Here is a 23,345-nt window from a genome sequence, read left to right on the forward strand (position 1 = left end):
GCCGTGTACGGCCCCGGTCGATAGATTGCCTGAGCGCCGCTCAGCGATCGGCGCGACGGCGGCCTTGCGACGACGCGCGCACCCGCACCGGCACCAGTTTCGCGCGCGCCTTCATCGCGCGCAGCAGATCGCGCGTCGCCGCAGCGGCGGCGGCCGCGCCGAGCAGAATTCCAAGGCCGATCATCAGGTGCGTATCCATTGCGACTCCGAGGGTGGGCAGATTCATATGTCGATGATTTGAACAGTATCAAACTGTCCGGCGCCCGCGGGTAAAAAAGTGTTGCGCGAACGACAAATCTCGTCAGATTCCGAGCGATCGCGCCATCATGTCGCAGCCGTGATCTGCGCGAGCGCGGCTTCGTCGGCTTCGAGCGTGGCCGGCAGTTCGTCGCGCAGAAAATCGACCCACGTCCGGATTTTCGCGTCGAGGTACTGGCGCGACGGATACAGCGCGTAGATGCTCATCGGCTGCGACCGGTATTCCGGCAGCAGGCGCACGATCTGTCCGCTGCGCAGCCCGCCGATCGCCGAATACAGCGGCAGGCCGCCGATCCCCATCCCTTCCCGCACAGCCACCGCGAGCGCCTCGGCCACATTTACGCGGAACGGCGGCGCCGTCACCGGCACGAGCTCGTCGCCGCGCGGCCCCGACAGCGTCCATTCGTCGAAGTGGAAGCCCGGCGCGACCATCCCGAGACAGGCGTGCTGCGCGAGATCGGCCGGCGTCTGCGGCTTGCCGTGCGCGCCGACGTAATCGGGCGACGCACAGATGACGCTGTAGCTGTCGCCGAGCCGCTGCGACACGAGCCCCGAATCGGGCAGCTCGCGGCCCACGACGATCGCGACGTCGTAGCCTTCATCGAGCAGGTCGGGCATCCGCTGCGCGAGCGTCAGCTCGACGTGCACGTCCGGATAGCGCTGCCGGTAGCGCCCGATGGCCGGCACCAGATAGTGCTGGCCGAGGCTCGTGAAGCAATGGACCTTCAGCTTGCCCGACGGGCGCGCGTGCGCATCGCCCGCCTCGGCTTCGGCCTGGTCGACGTACGCGAGGATCTGCTCGCAGCGCTGCAGGTAGCGCTCACCGGCTTCGGTCAGCGCGATCCGGCGCGTGGTCCGGTTCAGCAGGCGCGTGCGCAGGTGCGCTTCGAGATCCGATACGGCGCGCGATGCATAGGCGGTCGTCGAATTCATCTGCTGGGCGGCCGCGGTAAAGCTCCCCGCATCCACCACGCGGACGAATACCCGCATGTTTTGTAACGTATCCATCCCATTACCCGTTTGAATCCGGACGGATTGTTGCACAGCAGCCCACCAATATTGTCTCAGGATTCGTAAAAATGACTTGCACCTTTGTTCGTTTATTCAGGAATTACTGAAAAATATAATCGCCTCCGAATCATCTATATCCGGAAGGGAGAAAATCGTGCAGTTTCCGGCAACAAAAGGGACGCTGGCACTGGCGGTTCTTGCAGTCTCATTAATAATGGCCGGATGCGCTAGCATGGGCGACAACAAGCCGCAGTCGGCTCGCATCGACGCGAACGGGCTCGACGCCGGCGCTGCGATCCGTGCGGCGGACCGCGACGCCGGCTGGCCCGCATCCGACTGGTGGCGCGCCTATCGCGACCCGCAGCTCGACGCGTGGATCGCCGCGGCGCAAGCCGGCAATCCGACCCTCGCGGCGGCCGAGGCGCGCGTGCGCGAAGCGCAGGCGATGGCGCGCGTCGCCCGTTCGGCCGAACTGCCGCAGATCAACGGCAATCTGTCGCTGATGCGCGAGCACTGGCCCGACAACGTGTACTACGGCCCCGGCCCGCTCGCGAACGTCGATACGTGGAACAACACCGGCACGCTCGGCCTGTCGTACCACCTCGATCTGTGGGGCAAGGACAAGAACACCACCGAACGCGCGCTCGATACCGCACACGCGACTGCGGCCGACGCGCGCGCGGCCCGGCTCGAACTCGAAGTGAACGTCGTGCGCGCGTACATCGGCATGTCGATGAACTACGCGCTGCTCGATCTCGCGCACGAAACGTTCGAGCGCCAGCGCGCGCTCGCCGATCTCGCGCGCAAGCGCCTGCAGGCGGGCCTCGGCACGCAGCTCGAGCTCAGCCAGGCGGAGTCCACGCTGCCCGACTACGAACGCCAGATCGACACCTACGAGGAAGCGATCCAGCTCGCGCGCCACCAGCTCGCGGCGCTCGCGGGCAAGGGCCCGGGCGCGGGTGATGCGATCAAGCGGCCGAACCTGTCGCTCGACGCGCCGGCCGGCCTGCCGTCCGCGATGCCGGCCGACCTGCTCGGCCGCCGGCCGGACGTCGTCGCGGCACGCTGGATGGTCGACGCGCAGGCACGCGGGATCGACGTCGCGAAGGCCGCGTTCTACCCGAACATCGACTTGCTCGCGACGGTCGGCGGCTTCGGCGTGACCGCGCCGTTCGTCGACTTCCTGCGCTCGATGAACGGCGGCTGGACGGCCGGCCCCGCGCTGACGCTGCCGATCTTCGAAGGCGGACGCCTGCGCGCGCAACTCGGCGCGGCCAGCGCCGGCTACGACCAGGCGGTCGAGCACTACAACCAGACGGTGCTCGCCGCGCTGAAGGACATCGCCGACCAGGTCGTGCGGATCCGCTCGCTCGACACGCAGAAGAAGGACGCCGCACGTTCGGTGGAAGCCAACGACCGCAGCTACCGGCTGTCGCGCGAAGGCTTCCGCCGTGGCCTGACCGACTACGTGAACGTCCTGATCGCGCAACAGCAGCTGTTACGTGCGCAGGAGACGGCCGCGCGCATCGACGCGGAGCGGCTCGCCGCGCATGCGCAGCTGATGGCCGCGCTCGGCGGCGGCGTCGAAACGGGCCAGGACGTGCCGCACGACGAAGCCGCCGCGGCTGCGCCGGCTGCTGCGTCGGGGGCTTCGTCGGCTGCTTCGTCCGGGGCAACCGCCGCGGCCGCCCCCGCTGCCAGCGCCGCCGCCCGCGCCACGCGGCCCGCGCACGTCGCGACGACCACCGCACCGTAACGCGGAGCGACCGACATGTCAGTCTCCTCCCCTGCTTCCACGCACGCCGGCGGACCGCTGCCGGCCTGGTTCGCCGCGTTCGGCGACTGGGCCCGCAGCGACGGCGCCGGGTGGCTCTATCTGTTCAAGGCGCTGCTCGCCGCGTTCATCGCAACGGGCGTGTCGATGCGGCTCGACCTGCCGGCGCCGAAGACGGCATTGACCACGGTGTTCATCGTGATGCAGCCGCAAAGCGGCGCCGTGCTCGCGAAGAGCTTCTACCGCGTGATCGGCACGATCTTCGGGCTGATCGCGACGCTGGCGTTCGTCGGCCTGTTCCCGCAGCAGCCGGAGCTGTTTCTGCTCGCGGTCGCGCTGTGGGTCGCGCTGTGCACGGCCGGCGCCGCACGCAACCGCAACTTCCGCAGCTATGGCTTCCTGCTCGCCGGCTACACGACCGCGCTGATCGGGCTGCCGGCGTCGCAACATCCGGACGGCGCGTTCATGAGCGCGCTCACGCGGGTCGCCGAGATCATGGTCGGGATCGTGTCGGCCGGCGTGGTCAGCGCGCTGGTGTTTCCGCAGTACACCGGCGAGCAGATGCGCACGACGGTGCGCAAGCGCTTCGTCGGCTTCGTCGACTACGTCGCCGCCGCGCTGTCGGGCAAGCTCGAGCGCGCGCATATCGAATCGATCCATACGCGCTTCGTCGCCGACGTGGTCGGCTTCGAAGCGGCGCGCAGCATGGCCGTGTTCGAAGACCCGGACACGCGCATGCGCAGCGGCCGCCTCGCGCGGCTGAACAGCGAGTTCATGAGCGTATCGAGCCGCTTCCACGCGCTGCACCAGCTGATGAACCGGCTGCGCGGCGCCGGCGCGCAGGCGGCGATCGACGCGATCGAGCCGTACTTCCGCGAGATCGCGCCGCTCCTCACGCGCAACGGCGAGCCGGTGCGCTCGTCGGCCGACGCCGCGCTCGCGGCCGCGCAGCTGCTCGCGTGGCGCGACGCGCTGCCGCGCCGCATCCGCGCGACCCGCGCGACGCTCGAAGCGCAGCCCGGCTTTCCGCTGCTCGACTTCGACACGGCCGCCGAGCTGCTGTATCGCTTCATCACGGACCTGCACGAATACGCGGCGACCTACGCGTCGCTCGCGACCGCGAACCACGAGCGCGAGCGCTGGATCGAGCGCTACGAGCCACGCACCAACGCGACCGCGATGGTGATCGCGGCGATTCGCACCGCGACGGTGATTCTGGTGCTCGGCTCGGTGTGGATCGCGACCGCCTGGCCGAGCGGCGTGACGCTGACGCTGACCGCCGCAGCCACGTGCGCGCTCGCGTCGGCGACGCCGCGGCCGACCGCGATGTCCGCGCAGATGGGGATGGGCACCGCGCTCGCCGTCTGCACCGGCTTCCTGCTGACGTTCGGCATCTATCCGCACATCGACGGCTTCCCGCTGCTGTGCGTGGCGCTCGCGCCGCTGCTCGCGATCGGCATCTTCATGACGATGAAGCCGCGCTACGCAGGCTACGGGATGGGCTATCTGATCTTCTTCAGCTTCCTCGCCGGCCCGGACAACATCACGCACTACGATCCGATGAGCTTCATGAACGACGCGCTCGCGCTGGTGCTGTCGATGCTCGCGTCGGCAATCGCGTTCGCGGTGCTGTTTCCGCCGAGCGCGCCGTGGCTGAAGAAGCGGCTGTTCGCGGACCTGCGCCATCAGGTCGTCGCGGCATGCCATGCGCGGCTGGCCGGCTTGCGCACGCGCTTCGAGAGCGGCGCGCGCGACCTGATGCACCAGGCGCACACGCTGTCGGCCGACCAGCCCGACGTGCAGCGCGACGCGCTGCGCTGGATGTTCGCGGTGCTGGAAACCGGCAACGCGGTGCTCGATCTGCGCGCCGAACTGGCGACGCTGCCGCCCGACCCGCGCTACGCGGCAACCACGCCGTGGCGCCGCGCGATCGAGACGATGCGCGCCGCCCTGTCCGCGCTGTTCGCGCAGCCGGACGCCGGGCGCTTCGACGCGACGCTCGCCGCCGTCGACGCCGCGATCGACGCGACGCGGCACACGCTCGATGCGGTCACGCCGTCGCGCGACGAACGCCACCGCCTGCAGCGCATCCTGAGCCACCTGCATTTCGTCCGTACCGCGCTGCTCGACCCGGAATCGCCGCTCGAGCCGCTGAACCGCAATCGCCCCGTGCGTCCCCAACAAGGAGCCTCGTCATGATGCCGCGTGAAATCGCCATTCTCGATGCCTACATGCCCACGGTGGTGCTGATGTTCGTCCTGGGCGCGCTCGCGACCTGGGCCGTCGACCGCCTGCTCGCCTATACGGGCCTCTACCGTCTCGTCTGGCACCCGTCGCTGTTCCGCGCGTGCCTTCTCGTCTGCATCTGCGGCGGAATGAGTCTCGCCGTTTACCGTTGATCCCGAACCATCATGATTATCAGAAAACTCTTCGGCTTCGTCGCGACCGCCGTCATCCTTCTCGTCGCGATCCTGATCGGGCGCTCGCTGTGGGTGCACTACATGGATGATCCGTGGACGCGCGACGGGCGCGTGCGCGCGGAGATCGTCAACGTCGCGCCGGACGTGTCGGGTGCGATCGTCGAGCTGCCGGTGCACGACAACCAGCTCGTCAAGAAGGGCGATCTGATCATGCAGATCGACCCGTCGCACTATCAGATCGCGGTCGAGCAGGCGCAGGCGGCCGTGGCCGCCCGCCGCGCGGAACTGCAGATGCGCCGCGACGACGCGGCTCGCCGTGCGGACCTCGACGCGCTCGTCGTGTCGAAGGAAAACCGCGAGAACGCGGCGCACAGCGCATCGAGCGCCGATGCGCAGTACCAGCAGGCGATCGCCGCACTCGACGCGGCCAAGCTGAACCTCGAACGCACGCGCGTGATCGCGCCGGTCGACGGCTACATCACGAACCTGCAGACCTTCAAGGGGAACTATGCGGTGGCCGGCCAGGCGAAGCTCGCGATCGTCGACAGCCACTCGTTCTGGGTGTACGGCTACTTCGAGGAAACCAAGCTGCCGCGCGTGAAGGTCGGTGCGCCGGCCGAGATGCGGCTGATGAGCGGCGGCGTGATGAAGGGCCATGTCGAGAGCATCTCGCGCGGCATCTACGATCGCGACAACCCGCAAAGCCGCGACCTCGTCGCCGACGTGAACCCGACCTTCAACTGGGTGCGCCTCGCGCAACGCGTGCCGGTGCGCATCAAGATCGACGAAGTGCCGGCCGACGTGGTGCTGTCGGCCGGTACGACCTGCACGGTCGTGATCAACCCGGAGCAGCAGAAGAAGAAATCCTGAGCGCCGCCCGGGCGGGCGCTCAGGCCGCGAGCCGGAAGCGCCCGACCAGCGCCTTCAGCGCCTGCGCCTGCTCGTCGAGCGCATTGGCCGCGGCGGCGGCCTGTTCGACCAGCGCCGCATTCTGCTGCGTGCCGGCGTCCATCTGCGTGACCGCGCGGCCGATCTCGTCGATCCCGGCGCTCTGCTCGTCCGACGCCGCCGAGATCTCGGCGATGATGTCGGTCACGCGCTTCACCGCCTTCACCACGTCATCCATCGTGCGGCCCGCATCGTGGGCGAGCGCCGCGCCGTTCGCGACCCGCTCGACCGACGCGCCGATCAGCTCGCGAATCTCCTTCGCCGCGGTCGCCGAGCGCTGCGCGAGCAGCCGCACCTCGCCCGCGACCACCGAGAAGCCGCGCCCCTGTTCGCCCGCGCGCGCTGCCTCGACCGCCGCGTTCAACGCGAGAATGTTGGTCTGGAACGCAATCCCCTCGATCGTGCCGATGATCTCGCGGATGTTCTTCGCGCTGTCGTCGATCTCGCTCATCGTCGCGACCACCCGGCCGACCACGTCCCCGCCCGCCTCAGCCACCGCCGACGCGTTGGCGGCGAGCGCGCTCGCCTGGCGCGCGTTCTCGGCGTTCTGACGCACGGTGGAAGTCAGCTCCTCCATGCTCGCCGCGGTGCGTTCGAGCGCGACCGCCTGCTGCTCGGTGCGGCGCGACAGGTCGAGGTTGCCGGTCGAGATCTCGCCGGACGCGGCCGCGATCGCCTCGGCGCTGACGGCGATCTCGCCGACGGTCGCCGCCAGCCCGGTCTGCATGTCGGACAGCGCGCGCACCATGCTGTCGCGGTCGTTGCGGGCCACCGGAATCGGCCGCGTCAGGTCGCCGCGCGCGATGTCGGCGGCGATCGCCTTCGCGTGCGCGGGCTCGCCGCCGAGTTGCGCCGCGAGCCGCCGCACCACGCGCTCGGCGATCACGATCGCCAGCACGATCAGGCCGCCCGTCATCGCGGCGATCATCGCGAACGACGACGAGAAGATCGTTGCGGACGCATCGAGCGTCGCCTTCGACTTCGCGCCGCGCGTCTTCACGAGCATCGCGACGAGCTTCTCGAGCTTGCCGGTCTCGACCAGCAGCGACACGTCCTGCGTGCCGACCTGCCAGTTCATCTGCGACAGGTCGAGCGGCTGCGCCTGCACGAGCGTGACGAAGTCGCGCAGATGGCCGCTCCAGGTGCCGACGGCCGCCGAAAACGCGTGCAGTCGCGCGGAATCGTCGGCATCGGCCGGATCGGCGTAGCGCTGCAGCGTCGCGAGCGCCTGGCCGATCGACGCGAGCCCCGCGCCGACTTCGGCGCCCAGGTCGTCGCGCTCCTTCGCGGTGGTCGCGGTGAGCAGCATCTTCTGCGCACGGCTCGCGCGCAGCACCTCCGCGCGCACTTCCTCGGCCGCCCGGCTCGCGACGTGCCCCTGTTCGTAGACCGACGCGATCGACGCGTTCAGCCGGCTGATCTGCCACAGCGAAAACACGCCGATCGCGAGCGTGCCGGCCAGCAGAATCGCGAATGCCGCGCGCAACGTCGCCTTGACGGTCCAAGGGCGGCTCAGCCGCGCCGCGGTGCCCGCTCGGCGCGCGGCGGATGCGTGGGAGGCGGTGGCGGCCGCACCCGGCCCTGGATGCAATGATGCTGCTTTCATCGATATATCCCCGTATTGGTCACGCCGCCGGAAAGGTCGGTTCCGACGGCCGGCATTGGCTGCCCAATGCCGCGTGTGCTGCACCGGGCCGGTTCGTGGCCGGCGCCGGGCTGGTTGCGCGTGCGATGTCGCTGCGTCGTACTACGGCCCGCAACGCGCGGCCTTGAGTCCGGACAAACACTCATCCGGCCCGGCGCGTCCGCAGCAACGGCCGGACGCGTCCGAGCGTTATAACCGGCCAAAAACGGGCACGATCGCCGAATCGTCACATCAATGTCCGAAATGCGACAAAACTTGGCCTGACATTGTCGATGCGCCACATTACACTCCTTTGACGCAACAACGATTCGAACGCGCCGGTCGTCATCAGAGCGCGTCCCGCCACCTCAACTCGCTCAGATCACATGGAAACCAGCCTCGATACGGGCGCCGGCGCCGCCGCCGTGCCCCAGCCGTCCGCTCCGCCAGCACCGGGCACCGTCTATTCGGTGCTCGGCGCGATCAGCTTCTCGCACATGCTCAACGACATGATCCAGTCGTTGATCCTCGCGATCTATCCGATGCTCAAGAGCCAGTTCGCGCTGTCGTTCGCGCAGATCGGCCTCATCACGCTGACGTACCAGATCACCGCGTCGCTGCTGCAGCCGCTCGTCGGCCTCTACACCGACAAACGGCCGAAACCATATTCGCTGCCGGTGGGGATGGGCTTCACGCTGGCCGGGCTGCTGCTGATGTCGGCCGCGAACAGCTTCCCGATGCTGCTGGTCGCGGCGGCACTGGTGGGCTGCGGCTCGTCGGTGTTCCATCCGGAATCGTCGCGCGTGGCGCGGATGGCGTCGGGCGGCCGGCACGGGCTCGCGCAGTCGCTGTTCCAGGTCGGCGGCAACGCCGGCTCCGCGCTCGGGCCGCTGCTCGCCGCGCTGGTGATCATTCCGCACGGCCAGCACAGCATCGCGTGGTTCTCGGCGGCCGCGCTCGTCGCGATGCTGGTGCTCACGCAGATCGGCCACTGGTACAGGAAGCACCCGTCGATGAAGAAGAAAGCGGCGGCCGCCGGCCATCCGACGCTCTCGCGCGGGCGCGTGCTGGCGGCGATCGGCGTGCTGGTGCTGCTGGTGTTCTCGAAGTACTTCTACCTCGCGAGCATCAACAGCTATTTCACGTTCTATCTGATCGACAAGTTCCACCTGTCGGTCCAGGCCGCGCAGATCCACCTGTTCGTGTTCCTCGCGGCGGTCGCGGCCGGCACGCTGATCGGCGGCCCGGTGGGCGACCGGATCGGCCGCAAGTACGTGATCTGGGTGTCGATCCTCGGCGTCGCGCCGTTCACGCTGCTGCTGCCGTACGCGAACCTGTTCTGGACCAGCGTGCTGAGCGTGATCATCGGCGTCGTGCTGGCGTCGGCGTTCGCCGCGATTCTGGTCTATGCGACCGAACTGATGCCCGGCAAGGTCGGCATGGTCGCCGGGCTGTTCTTCGGCTTCGCGTTCGGACTGGGCGGCGTGGGCGCCGCCGTACTCGGCCAGCTCGCCGATGCGACCAGCATCACGTTCGTCTACCGCGTCTGCTCGTTCCTGCCGTTGATCGGCGTGCTGACCGTGTTCCTGCCGAACCTCGAAAGCGCGCGTCGCAAGCGCGCGTGACGACGCAGCCGCGGCATGCGTGCCGCGGCCGGCCGGTCGCTTCGAAGGGGAACGACGACGGCGGCTTCAGGCCGCCGTCGTCGCGTGCAGCGTCAGGAAACGCTTGAGGATGCCGGACGAATAGCTGCTCGCGATCGCCGACAGGAAGTGCGAGAACGACTGCGTCGCGTGATCGTCGGCCGTGTCGGAGATCGTGCGCACGAGTGCGAACGGCACGTCGTGTTCCGCGCACACCTGCGCGATCGCCGCGCCTTCCATCTCGACCGCGAGCGCGTCCGGCAGCGCGTCGCGCAGCGCGACGACTTCCGGCTCGCTCGATACGAAGCGGTCGCCGCTGATGATGAGCCCGCGGTGCAGCGTCGCGCCGGCGAGTCCGAACCGTTCGCCGAAGCGCGCGCCCTCCTCGGCGACGAACAGCGCGCACGCGGCCTTCAGCCGGGCCGTCAGCTCCACGTCGGTGGCGAAGTGCGTGATGCCGAGCAGCGGCACCTCGTAGCGCGGAAACAGCGGCGACGCGTCGAGGTCGTGCTGCAGCAGCGTATCGGCGACGACCACGTCGCCTACGCGCACCGTGCGCGACACGCCGCCCGCGACGCCGGTGAACACCACGCCGGACACGCCGAACACGTGGATCAGTGCGCTGACCGTCGCCGCGGCCGCGACCTTGCCGACCCGCGCGAGCGTGACGACGCAGGCTGCGCCATGCACGGTGCCGACGTGATAATCGCGGCGGCCGAGCGTGACCGTCTTCATTTCGCCGTCGGCGCGCATCGCGGCGATCAGATCGCCGAGTTCCTCGGGCAGCGCGGCCAGGATGCCGAGCGGGCGCGCCGCGAGTGTATCCACCATGTCGATCCCCATCATTCCACCGCCTGCAGTTTCGCGACCGCGAGCGCGAGCCACTTCTCGCCGTGCCGCTTGAACTTCACCTGCGCCTTTGCATCGGCGCCGCTGCCTTCGAGCGCGGTGACCACACCCTCGCCGAATTTCGTATGAAACACCTGCTGGCCGATGCGGAACCCGGTGTCGGCCGCGCGCTGCTTGTCGGCGAACGCCGGCAGCGGCGCGGACACGGCCGCATCGACGATCTGCTCGCGATGGCCGCCGCCCGGCCGCGCGAACCAGTCGCGCCCCCAGCCGGCGTTGTCGGCGCGGCCGCCCCAGCGCGAACCGGCTTCCACTTTCGGCGTGAGCCACTTCAGCACGTGCTCGGGCAGCTCGTCGAAGAAGCGCGAGCGCACGTTGTAGCGCGTCTGGCCGTGCAGCATGCGGCTCTGCGCGAACGACAGATAGAGCCGCTCCTTCGCGCGCGTGATCGCGACGTACATCAGCCGGCGCTCCTCCTCGAGCCCGTCGGACTCCAGCACGCTGTTCTCGTGCGGAAACAGACCTTCCTCGAGCCCGGTGATGAACACGGCCGAGAATTCGAGCCCCTTGGACGCATGCACGGTCATCAGTTGCACGGCGTCCTGGCCGGCCTGCGCCTGGTTGTCGCCGGCCTCCAGCGACGCGTGCGACAGGAAGCCCGCCAGCGGCGTCATCGTGTCGGGGTTCTGCGCGGGGTCGTCGAGCGGCGCCGGATCGAGTACGTCGACCGACGGATCGTCGGCTTCCGCGCGCAGCGCCGGCGCCGCGATCGCGCCGGCGCGCAGCGGAATCGCGCGCGCCGGTGCATCGAGCCCGTAGCCTTCCTCGCTGACGAACGCGGTGGCCGCGTTCACGAGTTCCTGCAAGTTTTCGAGGCGGTCCTGGCCTTCGCGCTCGCCCTGGTAGAAATCGGCGAGGCCGCTCGCACGCACCACGTACTCGACCGTCTCCGGCAGGCTCATCTGCTCGGTCTCGGCGCGCATCTTCGCGATCAGCGTCGCGAACGCGCCGAGGCTCGTGCCGGCCTTGCCCGTCACGTACGGGATTGCGGCGGCCATCGAGCAGTCGTACAGGCGCGCGGCATCCGCGAGCTGCTCGATCGAGCGCGCGCCGATCCCGCGCGTCGGGAAGTTGACGACGCGCACGAACGCGGTGTCGTCGTTCGGGTTGTCGATCAGGCGCAGATACGCGAGCGCGTGCTTCACTTCCTGACGCTCGAAGAAGCGCAGGCCGCCGTACACGCGATACGGGATGCCCGACGTCATCAGCGTGTGCTCGATCGCGCGCGACTGCGCGTTGCTCCGGTACAGCACCGCGATCTCGCTGCGCGACATCCCGGTATTGATCAGCGAGCGGATCTCCTCGACGATCCAGCCGGCTTCCTGCGCATCGGTGCTCGCCTCGTACACGCGCACGGGCTCGCCGTGGCCGGCGTCGGTGCGCAGGTTCTTGCCGAGGCGGTGCGCGTTGTTCGAGATCAGCTGGTTGGCCGCGTCGAGGATGTTGCCGTGCGACCGGTAGTTCTGCTCGAGCTTGATCAGGTTGCGCACGCGGAATTCGTCTTCGAAGTCGCGCATGTTGCCGACGTTCGCGCCGCGGAACGCGTAGATCGACTGATCGTCGTCGCCGACCGCGAAGATCGCGTTCCCGGCGCCCGCGAGCATCTTGAGCCACGCGTACTGCAGCTTGTTGGTGTCCTGGAACTCGTCGACGAGAATGTGCCGAAAGCGCGCCTGGTAATGCGCGCGCAGCGGCGCGTTGTACGCGAGCAGCTCGTAGCAGCGCAGCAGCAGCTCGGGGAAGTCGACGACGCCCTCGCGCTGGCATTGCTGATCGTATGCCTGATACAGCTCGACGAACTTGCGGTTGAAGTTGTCGGTGGCGTCGACCTTGTCGGGACGCAGCCCCTGCTCCTTCGCGTTGTTGATGAAGTACTGGACGTTCTTCGGCGGGTATTTCTCGTCGTCGACGTTCGCGGCCTTCATCAGCCGCTTGATCGCGGACAGCTGGTCGGCCGTGTCGAGGATCTGGAACGTCTGCGGCAGGCCCGCGTCGCGCCAGTGGGTGCGCAGCATCCGGTTGCACAGCCCGTGGAACGTGCCGATCCACATCCCGCGCGTGTCGATCGGCATCATCGCGGACAGCCGCGCCATCATTTCGCGCGCGGCTTTGTTGGTGAACGTGACGGCCAGCACGGTGGCCGGCGACGCGTAGCCCTGCTGGATCAGCCACGCGATCCGCGTGATCAGCACGCGGGTCTTGCCGCTGCCCGCCCCCGCGAGGATCAGCGCCGGTTCGTTCGGCAGCGTGACGGCGGCGTATTGTTCAGGGTTCAGATTGGCGAGCAGATCGGGCATGGAGCGGCAGCGGACGGGCGAGAAAAATGCGGACCCGCCATTATAAGTCGGCCGGGCGATGGCGTTTTCGATCGGCTCGGCACGAGGGCTCGCCACGAGCCGCGCGCGGCGCCCGGCGAGCATGCGCGCGTCCCGCGCGGGCGCTGCGATGGCTGGCCGATGTGCATCCATTTATAATTGTCGGATTCAGCATCCAATTCACGCATTTTTCGGCAAATTTCCAACCATGAGCGACAACACGCTGGCGAAGAGTTTCGAGCCCCATACCATCGAGTCCCAATGGGGGCCGGAGTGGGAAAAACGCGGCTATGCCGCGCCGGCATTCGATCCGGCCCGCCCCGATTTCGCGATCCAGCTGCCGCCGCCGAACGTCACCGGCACGCTGCACATGGGCCACGCGTTCAACCAGACGATCATGGACGGCCTCGCGCGCTATCACCGCATGCTCGGCGAGAACACGCTGTGGGTGCCGGGCACCGACCACGCGGGGATCGCGACCCAGATCGTCGTCGAGCGTCAGCTCGATGCGCAGGGCGTGTCGCGCCATGACCTCGGTCGCGAGAAGTTCGTCGAGCGCGTGTGGGAATGGAAGGAGAAATCCGGCTCGACGATCACGGGCCAGGTGCGCCGCCTCGGCGCGTCGACCGACTGGTCGCGCGAATATTTCACGATGGACGACAAGATGTCGGCCGCGGTGCGCGACGTGTTCGTCACGCTCTACGAACAAGGGCTGATCTACCGCGGCAAGCGCCTGGTGAACTGGGATCCGGTGCTGCTCACCGCGGTATCGGACCTCGAAGTCGCGAGCGAGGAAGAAAACGGCCATCTGTGGCACATCCGCTACCCGCTCGTCGACGGCTCCGGCACGCTGACCGTCGCGACCACGCGCCCCGAAACGATGCTCGGCGACGTCGCCGTGATGGTCCATCCGGAAGACGAGCGCTATGCGCACCTGATCGGCAAGCTCGTCACGCTGCCGCTGACCGGCCGCGAAATCCCGGTGATCGCCGACGACTACGTCGACCGCGAATTCGGCACGGGCGTCGTGAAGGTCACGCCCGCGCACGACTTCAACGACTACCAGGTCGGCCTGCGCCACAACCTCGCGCCGATCGAGATCCTCACGCTCGACGCGAAGATCAACGACAACGCCCCCGAGCAGTATCGCGGCCTCGACCGTTTCGACGCGCGCAAGGCGATCGTCGCCGATCTCGACGCACAGGGCTTCCTCGAGTCGGTGAAGCCGCACAAGCTGATGGTGCCGCGCGGCGACCGCACGGGCGTCGTGATCGAGCCGATGCTGACCGATCAGTGGTTCGTCGCGATGACGAAGCCGGCGCCGGAAGGCACGTTCAATCCGGGCAAGTCGATCACCGAAACGTCGCTCGACGTCGTGCGCAGCGGCCAGATCAAGTTCGTGCCGGAAAACTGGACGACCACCTACTACCAGTGGCTGGAAAACATCCAGGACTGGTGCATCTCGCGCCAGCTGTGGTGGGGCCATCAGATTCCCGCGTGGTACGGCGAGAACGGCGAGGTGTTCGTCGCCCGCAACGAGGACGACGCGCGCGCGCAGGCCGCCGCGCGCGGCTACACCGGCGCGCTCAAGCGCGACGAGGACGTGCTCGACACGTGGTTCTCGTCGGCGCTCGTGCCGTTCTCGTCGCTCGGCTGGCCGAACCAGACGCCGGAGCTGCAGCACTTCCTGCCGTCGTCGGTGCTGGTCACCGGCTTCGACATCATCTTCTTCTGGGTCGCCCGGATGGTGATGATGACGACGCACTTCACCGGCAAGGTGCCGTTCCATACGGTGTACGTGCACGGCCTCGTGCGCGACGCCGAAGGCCAGAAGATGTCGAAGAGCAAGGGCAACACGCTCGACCCGATCGACATCGTCGACGGCATCGACCTCGAAACGCTGGTCGCGAAGCGCACGACGGGCCTGATGAACCCGAAGCAGGCCGCCACCATCGAGAAGAAGACGCGCAAGGAATTCCCGGACGGCATTCCCGCGTTCGGCACCGACGCGCTGCGCTTCACGATGGCGTCGATGGCGACGCTCGGCCGCAACGTGAACTTCGACCTCGCGCGCTGCGAAGGCTATCGCAACTTCTGCAACAAGCTGTGGAACGCGACGCGCTTCGTGCTGATGAACTGCGAAGGCCACGATTGCGGCGCCGACAAGCCCGAAGTGTGCGGCGCGGGCGACTGCGGCCCCGGCGGCTACCTCGACTTCTCGGCGGCCGACCGCTGGATCGTGTCGCTGCTGCAGCGCACCGAGGCCGACATCGCGAAGGGCTTCGCCGATTACCGCTTCGACAACATCGCGACCAGCATCTACAAGTTCGTGTGGGACGAGTACTGCGACTGGTATCTCGAGCTCGCGAAGGTGCAGATCCAGAACGGCACGCCGGAACAGCAGCGCGCGACGCGCCGCACGCTGCTGCGCGTGCTCGAGACGGTGCTGCGCCTCGCCCACCCGATCATCCCGTTCATCACCGAAGCGCTTTGGCAGAAGGTCGCGCCGCTCGCGGGCCGTTATCCGCAAGGCAAGGCCGACGGCGAGGCATCGCTGATGACGCAGGCGTATCCGCTCGCGAACCTGCAGAAGATCGACGAGGCGTCCGAACAATGGGCGGCCGACATGAAGGCGATCGTCGACGCGTGCCGCAACTTGCGCGGCGAGATGAACCTGTCGCCGGCGACCAAGGTGCCGCTGCTCGCGGCCGGCGACGCCGAGCGCCTGCGCTCGTTCGCGCCGTACGTGCAGGCGCTCGCGCGTCTGTCGGAAGTGCAGATCCTCGCCGACGAGGCGACGCTCGACCAGGCCGCGCACGGCGCGCCGATCGCGATCGTCGGCCCCAACAAGCTGGTGCTGAAGGTGGAAATCGACGTCGCGGCAGAACGCGAGCGCCTGTCGAAGGAAATCGCGCGTCTCACCGGCGAAATCACGAAGTGCAACGCGAAGCTCGGCAACGAGGCGTTCGTCGCGAAGGCGCCGCCGGCCGTCGTCGAACAGGAACAGCGACGCGTCGCGGAGTTCCAGAGCACGCTGGACAAACTGCGTGCGCAGCTGGATCGGTTGCCTGCGTAACAAAGGGTAAGGTCGTTTGCGTTCACTATAATCGGAACGTGAACATAGACTCTGACAAGTCGATTACAGGAATAAAGGTTCGATCATGTTGAAAGTCACCAAGGCGGTATTCCCCGTTGCCGGTCTCGGCACGCGGTTCCTGCCCGCAACGAAGGCGAGCCCGAAGGAAATGCTGCCCGTCGTCGACAAGCCGCTGATCCAGTACGCCGTGGAGGAAGCGATCGCCGCGGGCATCACCGAGATGATCTTCGTGACGGGGCGCAGCAAGCGCGCGATCGAGGACCACTTCGACAAGTCGTACGAGGTCGAGGCCGAACTCGAGGCGCGCGGCAAGGAAAAGCTGCTGGAGCTCGTGCGCAGCATCAAGCCGAGCCACGTCGACTGCTTCTACGTGCGTCAACCGGAAGCGCTCGGCCTCGGCCACGCGGTGCTCTGCGCGGAAAAGCTGGTCGCCGACAACCCGTTCGCGGTGATCCTCGCCGACGACCTGCTCGACGGCAACCCGCCGGTGATGAAGCAGATGGTCGACGTGTTCGACCACTATCACAGCTCGGTGATCGGCGTCGAAGAGATCCCGCCGTCGGAGACGAAATCGTATGGGATCGTCGACGGCAAGGAGTGGGAAGAGTCGATCGTCAAGATGTCGGCGATCGTCGAGAAGCCGGCGCCGGAAGACGCGCCGTCGAACCTCGGCGTGGTCGGCCGCTACATCCTGAAGCCGCGGATCTTCCAGCATCTGCGGGCGCTGAAGCCGGGCGCGGGCGGCGAGCTGCAGCTCACCGACGCGATCCAGGCGCTGCTCGCCGACGAGCAGGTGCTGGCCTACAAGTATCAGGGCACGCGCTACGACTGCGGCAGCAAGCTCGGCTACCTGAAGGCGACCGTCGAATTCGCACTGCGCCACCCGGAAGTCGGCGCGGAGTTCGAAGCGTACCTGCGCACGCGCGGCACCGCGCAACCGGCCGCCTGAACGCGGCAACGGGCCGCGCGCGGCCCGCAGTTCCCGAGCCGCGCGCGCGTCAGCGCGCGGCGGCCGGCTTCACCGAGACGACGCCCGGCATTGCGCCCGCGTCGTCTTTTTTCGTCTTCACGAGCCAGCCGCCGCCCTGCCCGAACGGCAGCTTCGCCAGCGCGCTCGTCACGAGCGCAGGCGCGGCGTGCTGCGAACCGGCATCGCGATCGCGCAGCGACGCCGACACGCGGTACACGTCCGCGCCCGATCGCGCGTCGACGAACAGCAGCGTCAGCACGTGGCGATACACAGCGCCCGCGAACGGGATCGCGAGCGGCGCCGGCCCGTCGACGCTCACGCACGCACTGCTGCTCGCGGCGCCGCACCGCTCGGACGTCGCCGCGACCGACGCCGGCTGCGTCGCATACGCGATCGACAGCCGGTAGCGGGCGTCCTGCCCGGACTGTGCGTCGAAGCCGCGCTGCGCGAGCGCATCGCGCACGAGCGTCTCGATCTGTCGGTACTCCGGATCGTCGGCCTGTGCGCCGGTGCGGATCACCTCGTAGCCGCGCGCCCCGGACGCGAACGCATCCGCTTGCCCCACGGCGCTCACGCCGGTCGTGATCCCGGCGCAACCGGTCAACAGCGCTACCGCCAGCGCGGCCGCTGCCCATTCCTTTCTCATGACTATCCCCAAATGCCAGCCGTCGCGCCCGGCCCTGTCAGGCCGACGGCTCGTCGATCGCGGGCAGCGACACCGTGACCGCGGTGCCGACGCCCACTTCGCTGTCGACCGTCACGCTGCCGCCGTGGCGCGTGACGACCGTCTTCACGAACGCCATGCCGAGCCCGGAGCCCGAGATCTCGGGCCGCTCGCCGGCATGGAATCGTTTGAAACGCTCGAACAGATGCCGCTGATCTTCCGGCGAGATGCCGTAGCCCTGATCGCGAATCGTACAGAACATCCGCTTCGATGCGTGCTCGACCGTCAGCGTACACGTGATCGCCGTGTCGGTCGGACTGTATTTGACCGCGTTGTTGAGCAGGTTGACGAACGCGCGCGTAAGCAGCGACCGGTCCGCGCGCATCCAGTACATGCCGGTGCCGACGTCGGTATCGATGCGGATGCGCTTGGCCTGCGCCTGCGGCCAGACTTCGTCGCACGCGTCGATCAGTACGTCGGCGAGGCTCGTCGGCTCGAGCTGGTAGGCCTGCGACTCGGCGCGCGCGAGCTGCACGAACTCGTCGGCGAGCGACAACGCGCGCTGCGCATAGCGCTCGACCCGCGCGAGCAAGGTGCGCATCGACTCGGATTCGACGCGGTCGCGCTCGATCTCGACCAGCGCGAGGATCGACGACTGCGGCGAGCGCATGTCGTGCGACAGCAGGTGCAGCGCCTCCTCGCGCTGACGCTCGGCCGCATGCAGCTCGGTCACGTCGACGAGACCGGCGATCCAGCCGGTCACACGGCCCTGCGCGTTCGTACACGGCGCGTAGCGCAGCAGATGATCGAGCCCGGCTCGGTCGCGCACCTCGATGCCGCGCGCCATCAGGTCGTCCTCGGCGCCGAGCGTCGGGTCGAGCGCGGCCGGCCAGCGGGCGCGGATCGCGGCGTCGTGCTCGGCGTTGCCGTCGACCGTCTTCATGAAGGTCAGCTCGCCGAGCGCGGCGCGCAGCGTCAGCCCTTCCGGCATCGGCAGCGACAGGCGCGCCGCGTAGCGCTTCGCCGCGTGGTTCGCGATCAGCACGGTGCCGGCCAGATCGGTGACGAAGATCGGCTCCGGCATGCTGTCCAGGCTGTCCCACACGAAGCGCTTCATGTCCTGCACGCGCTGCGCGGCCTGCGCCATCAGCGCCATCTGCCGTTCGAGCACGTCGCCGCCGACGCTGCGCTTGCGCGGCGCCTCGGGCAGCAGATGCGGCTCGTCGGCGAGCCGCTGCAGCTCGCGGCGCAGATACGACATCGTCATCTCGAGCCGCCGCCAGTTCCAGATCGGGTACACGGCGATCAGGCCGAAGATCGCGGGCGCGGGCGACAGCCACACGCGCGCCTCGAACAGCAGTGCGACGCTCGCGACGACCGCCAGCGCGGCGAGGCTCAGCGTGAGCAGCAGCGCACGCCACGGCGACAGCATCAGGAAGCCGCCCAGCAGCACGGCGAGCGGCAGCAGCGACGCGGCGAACAGCCCCGCGCGCGACGCCGGCAGGATCGCGCTGCCGGTCGCCAGCATGTCGAGTACGTTCGCGTGGATGTACACGCCCGCGAGCGGGCCGAAATCGCCGGACACCGGCGTCGCGAAGCGGTCGTACAGGCCCGACGCGGTCACGCCGACGACGACGATCTTGCCGCGCAGCGCGTCGGCTTTCACGCGGCCGTCGAGCACGTCGGCGAACGACAGCGTCGGATACGCGGGCGTGCTGCGGCTGAACGGAATCAGGTAACGGCCTTCGTCCGCCGCGTCGCGCGCGAGGTCGTGCACGTTCGCGCCGCGTGCGCCGCCGAGCGGCGGCAGGCGGCCGGCCCGGATCGCGCCGTACACCGGCACCATCAATTGCGGCCAGCGCACGCGTCCATCGCTTTCGAACAGCGCGACGCTGCGCACGATGCCGTCGGGATCGACTTCGAGATTGATGTGGCCGAGGCCCATCGCGTGCGCCGCGAGTTCCGTGACCGGCGGTTCGACGGTGCGCGTGCCGTCCGCGCGCTCGGGGCTCAGCAACACGGGCAGGAAGGTCGGCACGCGGGTCATCGCATCGGAGAACGCGCGATCGTCGGGCGACGGCTCGGTAAACAGCACGTCGTAGACGACCGCGGCCGGCCGCGCGCGCGACAGCGTGTCGAGCAGCCGCGCGTGCACGCTGCGCGGCCACGGCCAGCGGCCGAGCGCCGACACGCTCGCATTGTCGATGTCGACCACGACGACGTCGGGCGACAGCGGCAGGCTGCGCAACATCAGCAGCCGGTCGTAGATCAGCCCGTCGACATCCGACGACAGCCGGCCGAGCGCGCACCCGAGGACCACCGCGATGCCGAGACAGCCGATCGCGATCCATTCGATCAGGAAGCGGCGGCCGAGATGCCGCAGCGGAGAAACGGAGCCGTGCTTCATGCGCTGCGGATCAGCGCGACAAGGTGAACGCGCTGACCGGACTGGTCTTCTGATAGAACTTGCCGCCGTCGAACGCCTCGACCGTCACCGCCCAGTAGTAGTCGCCGGGCGGCAGGTGCTCGACGTTGATTCGACGCGCCTGCAGGCCCATCTCGTCGACCACGGGTGCGCTCAGATCCTTCGAGCGCGACAGCACGAAGCGATAGCGCGCATCGTCGCCCGAGCCGTCGGCCGCCCAGCGGAATTCATACCCGCTCGGGCCGGGCGACGCGCTCGCGTCGAGCCCCATCCGGCGCCGCTCGAACGCGTAGATGTGCGGCGTGCCTTCGAGGCCGTTGTCGTCGATCGCGGCAACACGCACGAAGTACGTGCCGTTCGGCACCTCACGGAACACCGCGCGCGTCGAGACGGTGCGCGTTTCGCTGAACAGGTCGAGCATCCCCGCGTCGCGCCCGAGCTGCAGGTGATACGCGTTCGCATGCTCGAGCGGGACGACGTCGAACGCGATGTCCGGCTCGTCCTGCACCTTGTCCGGATGGGCGAGCGCCGGCGCCGGCAGCAGCGGGATCGGCGCGCCGACCGTGCCTGACGACGTCGCGACGCTGCCGAAGTCGGCATGCACGAGCGTGGCGTCGGCCAGTTGCTGCTTGCCCGCGACGCCGACCGTGCCGTCGAGCACTTCGACGCGCGTGGCCGCATTGCCGTCGGCGTCGTAGTTCACGCGAAAGCGCGTCCCGCGCACGCCGGCCACCACCGACGGCGAACGGATCTGGAAGCGGTCGTCGCGTTTCTTCAGATGCGTGACCTCGCTGTCCACCTCGCCGCGCGTGAGTTCGAACACGCGATCGAGCATGCCCGTCAGCACGGTGCGACGCAGCGTCTTCAACTCGAGCTGGCTGTCGGGCGGCAGGCTCATGTGCGTGCCGTCCGCGAGTTCGAGCGTCACGAAGCCGTTGGCGCCGGTGCGCACGCGCTCGCCCTCGGCGAGCGTCGTGTTGTTCGCCAGCGGCGCATACGCGCCGCCGGACCAGCGCTGCGCGCTGCCCTGCACCGCCACGATGCGCGCGGTCAGCTTTTCCTTGCGCAGCCGCACGACCGGCAGCTTCAGCGCGGTGCCCGGCTGCAGATGCTTCGGTGCCGGCACGTGGTTGATCCGTTGCAGCAGTTGCCAGTCGTCCGGCCCTTGCAGGTAACGCGTGGCGACGTCGTAGAGCGTGTCGCCGGCTTGCGTGCGGTAGACGACCGTCTTGCCCGTCGCGGCGCTCGGCTGCGCGGCAGCCTGGTGCGCGGCGACGGCGAACGCGAGCGCACCGGCGACGCGCAATGCGGTCATGCGCCCGCTCGCGGGGCGCTGCGGGATGCGCGCGATCACTCCGGTTCTCCGTGACCGACGCGTTCGAGCCGGTAGCCGTAGCCGTAAATCGGCGCGAGCCGGTAGCCGTTTTCCGGCCGCAGGCCGAGCTTCGTGCGCAGCATCGAGATGTGGGTGTCCATCGTACGCGACGGAATGTCGGTCGCCTGCTTCCAGACGAGATCGAGAATGTGCGCGCGCGACAGCGGCCGGTCGAGGTGCTGGAACAGCAGCAGCGCCAGCTCGAACTCCTTCTGCGTGAGGCTCACGGGCTTGTCGCCCGCGTAGGCCTGCTTCAGGTTCACGTCGAAGCGGAACTGGTCGAATTCGCGTATGGCCGCCTCGGCATTGACCGGATACGCGCGGCGCAGCAGCGAGCCGATGCGCGCGCGCAGGATCGGGCCCGACACGGGTTTGACCACGTAATCGTCGGCGCCCGCGTTGAGAATTTGCGTGATGCCGGCTTCGTCGTCGCGGCTCGTCATGAAGATGATCGGCAGCGTGTGCTCGGTCTGATTCTCGCGCACCCACTTGAGCACTTCCTCACCCGACATGTCCGGCACGTTCCAGTCGAGCACGAGAAGATCGAACGTCTCTCGCTGCAGACGCTTCTTCAGAGCCTTGCCTTCCTTGAACGCGTAGCACGTGTGGCCGGCGGCCGTCAGCGTTTGACTGACAAAATCCGTCTGGGCCGGATCGTCATCCAGTACAGCAATTCTCATAACACCCCGCAAATCCAAATCGGTTCGTCCAGCCCGGCTCTGCACGTTCAGCCCGCCGCGTAGCACACGCGACTTCGGACTCCGGCCGGCGAACCGCCGTTGACCGCCCGCGCAACGCGCGAGACGCGTCGCCTTGCCCGCCATCTCGAAAATGGGGCGCGGACCAATCGGCGATTTCGTCATAGTAGTACGAAATCTGCCGGGAAATTGCGCGGCCCACGGCCCATTATTCGAATAATCGTTCTGCGCGCCCGCTCGCGCAATCAGTCGGTGAATCGGCTAATCGGCGCCCGCCATGTGGGCGGCCAACGCGGCTGGCGCGCCCGGCGCCGGCTCCTGCAGCATCCGTTGCAGCTGCGCGCGCACGCGCTCCCAGGCCGTCGATGCATAGTCGGGCTGCCCCGCTGCCCACGCGTGCGCGAGCTCGAACACGCGTTCGATCGTCGCGCCGCAATACGTTGCGCCCGTGTGATCGCCGCGTGCGGCGTCGCGTAGTTGTTCGTCGAGCGATTCGGCAAGCCATGGCATCTCGGCTGCGGCCGAATCGGCATACGCCTCCAGCGCGGCACGCGCGTGGCGATCCCGGCGCGGGTCGAGCTCGATCCGGCTCGACTCCGGCGCGCTGCGTTCCGAACCGGATGGACTGCGAATGGCCCCTGGTCTGAAGGACATGTCCTTTCCCCGTTGGTACGACGGTCGCGTCGGGCATGGCCCCCGTGCCTGCCTCGTATGACGTACCGCGGCCGGCGCATCGGTCCGAGACGGACGACCGGCCGCGCCAGTATACGCAGGCGGCCGCGGGACGAGGTTTAAGAATTGTCAGAGACGGCGAGACGCGGGCGCATCGCCCGCCCCGGATGCCGTGAGAGGCGCGTGATGTGCGGCCGTCAACGGCGGCGCATCAGGAACACGAAAGTCTTGTCCTGCGTCGTCACTTCGACGATCTCGTTGCCGGTCTGCTTCGCAAACGCGGCGAAATCGCGCTGCGAGCCCGGGTCGGTGGCGAGCACCTTGAGGATCTGCCCGCTTTCCATATCGGCGAGCGCTTTCTTCGCGCGCAGGATCGGCAACGGGCAGTTGAGCCCGCGCGCGTCCACTTCCTTGTGAATCTGCATCGGCTGTCGACCTTCGAATGACGCGCCACACGGGCGCGGGAGGAAGCGGCGATTTTACCGCAGCGCGCGTGTGGGCGCCTGCGGGGGGCGGCAATGGGCGCTCGCGCGGTGTGGGGG

18 protein-coding genes are annotated in these 23,345 nt (G+C 68.3%); 7 read left to right on the plus strand and 11 right to left on the minus strand.

Features of this window, described 5'->3' with window-relative positions; genetic code table 11:
- Positions 1-40: 40 nt before the first annotated feature.
- Positions 41-199: a hypothetical protein gene (locus C3Y15_RS31885; RefSeq protein ID WP_014722886.1), complete on the minus strand. Its 159-nt coding sequence runs from the start codon at positions 197-199 to the stop codon at positions 41-43.
- Positions 200-324: 125 nt separating this feature from the next.
- Complete coding sequence (locus tag C3Y15_RS27225; RefSeq protein WP_034193319.1) at positions 325-1,266, minus strand: LysR family transcriptional regulator; 942 nt, start codon at positions 1,264-1,266, stop codon at positions 325-327.
- 157 nt (positions 1,267-1,423) lie between these two features.
- Here C3Y15_RS27225 and C3Y15_RS27230 point away from each other — a divergent pair, with 157 nt between their 5' ends.
- From C3Y15_RS27230 to C3Y15_RS27245, 4 genes are read left to right on the plus strand one after another with little or no spacing between them, the layout of a single operon-like run.
- Positions 1,424-3,025: an efflux transporter outer membrane subunit gene (locus C3Y15_RS27230; RefSeq protein WP_041493814.1), complete on the plus strand. Its 1,602-nt coding sequence runs from the start codon at positions 1,424-1,426 to the stop codon at positions 3,023-3,025.
- Positions 3,026-3,040: 15 nt separating this feature from the next.
- Positions 3,041-5,242: an FUSC family protein gene (locus C3Y15_RS27235; RefSeq protein WP_011884508.1), complete on the plus strand. Its 2,202-nt coding sequence runs from the start codon at positions 3,041-3,043 to the stop codon at positions 5,240-5,242.
- A complete protein-coding gene (locus tag C3Y15_RS27240; protein ID WP_011884507.1) occupies positions 5,239-5,442 on the plus strand; it encodes a DUF1656 domain-containing protein in 204 nt (67 codons plus the stop codon). The genes C3Y15_RS27235 and C3Y15_RS27240 overlap by 4 nt, the downstream gene beginning before the upstream one ends.
- A gap of 12 nt (positions 5,443-5,454) precedes the next feature.
- On the plus strand, positions 5,455-6,333 hold the full coding sequence (locus C3Y15_RS27245) for an HlyD family secretion protein (RefSeq protein WP_011884505.1): 879 nt from the start codon (positions 5,455-5,457) through the stop codon (positions 6,331-6,333).
- A 19-nt stretch (positions 6,334-6,352) separates the two neighbouring features.
- Here the strand turns inward: C3Y15_RS27245 and C3Y15_RS27250 are convergent, their stop codons facing one another.
- The gene (locus C3Y15_RS27250; RefSeq protein WP_045579219.1) at positions 6,353-8,017 is read right to left on the minus strand and encodes a methyl-accepting chemotaxis protein; all 1,665 of its coding nucleotides are present in this window, start codon (positions 8,015-8,017) and stop codon (positions 6,353-6,355) included.
- 404 nt (positions 8,018-8,421) lie between these two features.
- On the opposite strand from C3Y15_RS27250, the gene C3Y15_RS27255 reads away from it, so the two are divergent.
- On the plus strand, positions 8,422-9,660 hold the full coding sequence (locus C3Y15_RS27255) for an MFS transporter (protein WP_014722882.1): 1,239 nt from the start codon (positions 8,422-8,424) through the stop codon (positions 9,658-9,660).
- Positions 9,661-9,726: 66 nt separating this feature from the next.
- On the opposite strand, the gene C3Y15_RS27260 is transcribed toward C3Y15_RS27255, so the two are convergent.
- Positions 9,727-10,524: a 5'-methylthioadenosine/adenosylhomocysteine nucleosidase gene (locus C3Y15_RS27260; protein WP_059567968.1), complete on the minus strand. Its 798-nt coding sequence runs from the start codon at positions 10,522-10,524 to the stop codon at positions 9,727-9,729.
- Positions 10,521-12,884 (minus strand): UvrD-helicase domain-containing protein, encoded by a 2,364-nt coding sequence (locus tag C3Y15_RS27265; protein ID WP_011884498.1) that lies wholly within the window; start codon positions 12,882-12,884, stop codon positions 10,521-10,523. Before C3Y15_RS27265 ends, C3Y15_RS27260 begins: the two co-directional genes overlap by 4 nt.
- Before the next feature lie 226 nt (positions 12,885-13,110).
- On the opposite strand from C3Y15_RS27265, the gene C3Y15_RS27275 reads away from it, so the two are divergent.
- Both C3Y15_RS27275 and galU read left to right on the plus strand, forming a co-directional pair.
- Positions 13,111-15,978, plus strand: a complete 2,868-nt coding sequence (locus C3Y15_RS27275) for a valine--tRNA ligase (RefSeq protein WP_034193314.1) — start codon at positions 13,111-13,113, stop codon at positions 15,976-15,978.
- Positions 15,979-16,063: 85 nt separating this feature from the next.
- Positions 16,064-16,948 carry a UTP--glucose-1-phosphate uridylyltransferase GalU gene (gene galU, locus C3Y15_RS27280; RefSeq protein WP_011884488.1) on the plus strand — a complete coding sequence of 295 codons (885 nt, stop codon included), beginning with the start codon at positions 16,064-16,066 and terminating at the stop codon, positions 16,946-16,948.
- Positions 16,949-16,997: 49 nt separating this feature from the next.
- Here the strand turns inward: galU and C3Y15_RS27285 are convergent, their stop codons facing one another.
- The 6 genes from C3Y15_RS27285 to C3Y15_RS27310 form a co-directional block, all read right to left on the minus strand.
- A complete protein-coding gene (locus tag C3Y15_RS27285; RefSeq protein WP_059475936.1) occupies positions 16,998-17,615 on the minus strand; it encodes a DUF4136 domain-containing protein in 618 nt (205 codons plus the stop codon).
- A gap of 37 nt (positions 17,616-17,652) precedes the next feature.
- A complete protein-coding gene (locus C3Y15_RS27290; protein WP_034193312.1) occupies positions 17,653-20,040 on the minus strand; it encodes a CHASE2 domain-containing protein in 2,388 nt (795 codons plus the stop codon).
- A 10-nt stretch (positions 20,041-20,050) separates the two neighbouring features.
- Positions 20,051-21,373 carry a FecR domain-containing protein gene (locus C3Y15_RS27295; RefSeq protein WP_045579220.1) on the minus strand — a complete coding sequence of 441 codons (1,323 nt, stop codon included), beginning with the start codon at positions 21,371-21,373 and terminating at the stop codon, positions 20,051-20,053.
- 35 nt (positions 21,374-21,408) lie between these two features.
- A complete protein-coding gene (locus C3Y15_RS27300; RefSeq protein WP_011884479.1) occupies positions 21,409-22,113 on the minus strand; it encodes a response regulator transcription factor in 705 nt (234 codons plus the stop codon).
- Positions 22,114-22,392: 279 nt separating this feature from the next.
- Positions 22,393-22,785: a hypothetical protein gene (locus tag C3Y15_RS27305; RefSeq protein ID WP_059896469.1), complete on the minus strand. Its 393-nt coding sequence runs from the start codon at positions 22,783-22,785 to the stop codon at positions 22,393-22,395.
- A 215-nt stretch (positions 22,786-23,000) separates the two neighbouring features.
- Entirely contained in the window at positions 23,001-23,228 is a 228-nt protein-coding gene (locus C3Y15_RS27310) for a sulfurtransferase TusA family protein (RefSeq protein ID WP_006753156.1), read from the minus strand.
- Positions 23,229-23,345: the final 117 nt, after the last annotated feature.

It is taken from the genome of Burkholderia sp. B10 (assembly GCF_004368385.1).
In the GTDB taxonomy this organism is placed as follows: Bacteria; Pseudomonadota; Gammaproteobacteria; order Burkholderiales; family Burkholderiaceae; genus Burkholderia; species Burkholderia vietnamiensis.

What these genes read in the sequence shown, in the direction of transcription:
- C3Y15_RS27245 (WP_011884505.1), top strand. Translation starts at nt 5,455, where the DNA reads ATGATTATCAGAAAACTCTTCGGCTTCGTCGCGACCGCCGTCATCCTT.
- galU (WP_011884488.1), top strand. Translation starts at nt 16,064, where the DNA reads ATGTTGAAAGTCACCAAGGCGGTATTCCCCGTTGCCGGTCTCGGCACG.
- C3Y15_RS27235 (WP_011884508.1), top strand. Translation starts at nt 3,041, where the DNA reads ATGTCAGTCTCCTCCCCTGCTTCCACGCACGCCGGCGGACCGCTGCCG.
- C3Y15_RS27265 (WP_011884498.1), bottom strand. Translation starts at nt 12,884, where the DNA reads ATGCCCGATCTGCTCGCCAATCTGAACCCTGAACAATACGCCGCCGTC.
- C3Y15_RS27310 (WP_006753156.1), bottom strand. Translation starts at nt 23,228, where the DNA reads ATGCAGATTCACAAGGAAGTGGACGCGCGCGGGCTCAACTGCCCGTTG.
- C3Y15_RS27275 (WP_034193314.1), top strand. Translation starts at nt 13,111, where the DNA reads ATGAGCGACAACACGCTGGCGAAGAGTTTCGAGCCCCATACCATCGAG.
- C3Y15_RS27285 (WP_059475936.1), bottom strand. Translation starts at nt 17,615, where the DNA reads ATGAGAAAGGAATGGGCAGCGGCCGCGCTGGCGGTAGCGCTGTTGACC.
- C3Y15_RS27300 (WP_011884479.1), bottom strand. Translation starts at nt 22,113, where the DNA reads ATGAGAATTGCTGTACTGGATGACGATCCGGCCCAGACGGATTTTGTC.
- C3Y15_RS27295 (WP_045579220.1), bottom strand. Translation starts at nt 21,373, where the DNA reads ATGACCGCATTGCGCGTCGCCGGTGCGCTCGCGTTCGCCGTCGCCGCG.
- C3Y15_RS31885 (WP_014722886.1), bottom strand. Translation starts at nt 199, where the DNA reads ATGGATACGCACCTGATGATCGGCCTTGGAATTCTGCTCGGCGCGGCC.
- C3Y15_RS27240 (WP_011884507.1), top strand. Translation starts at nt 5,239, where the DNA reads ATGATGCCGCGTGAAATCGCCATTCTCGATGCCTACATGCCCACGGTG.
- C3Y15_RS27290 (WP_034193312.1), bottom strand. Translation starts at nt 20,040, where the DNA reads ATGAAGCACGGCTCCGTTTCTCCGCTGCGGCATCTCGGCCGCCGCTTC.
- C3Y15_RS27255 (WP_014722882.1), top strand. Translation starts at nt 8,422, where the DNA reads ATGGAAACCAGCCTCGATACGGGCGCCGGCGCCGCCGCCGTGCCCCAG.
- C3Y15_RS27260 (WP_059567968.1), bottom strand. Translation starts at nt 10,524, where the DNA reads ATGATGGGGATCGACATGGTGGATACACTCGCGGCGCGCCCGCTCGGC.
- C3Y15_RS27305 (WP_059896469.1), bottom strand. Translation starts at nt 22,785, where the DNA reads ATGTCCTTCAGACCAGGGGCCATTCGCAGTCCATCCGGTTCGGAACGC.
- C3Y15_RS27250 (WP_045579219.1), bottom strand. Translation starts at nt 8,017, where the DNA reads ATGAAAGCAGCATCATTGCATCCAGGGCCGGGTGCGGCCGCCACCGCC.
- C3Y15_RS27225 (WP_034193319.1), bottom strand. Translation starts at nt 1,266, where the DNA reads ATGGATACGTTACAAAACATGCGGGTATTCGTCCGCGTGGTGGATGCG.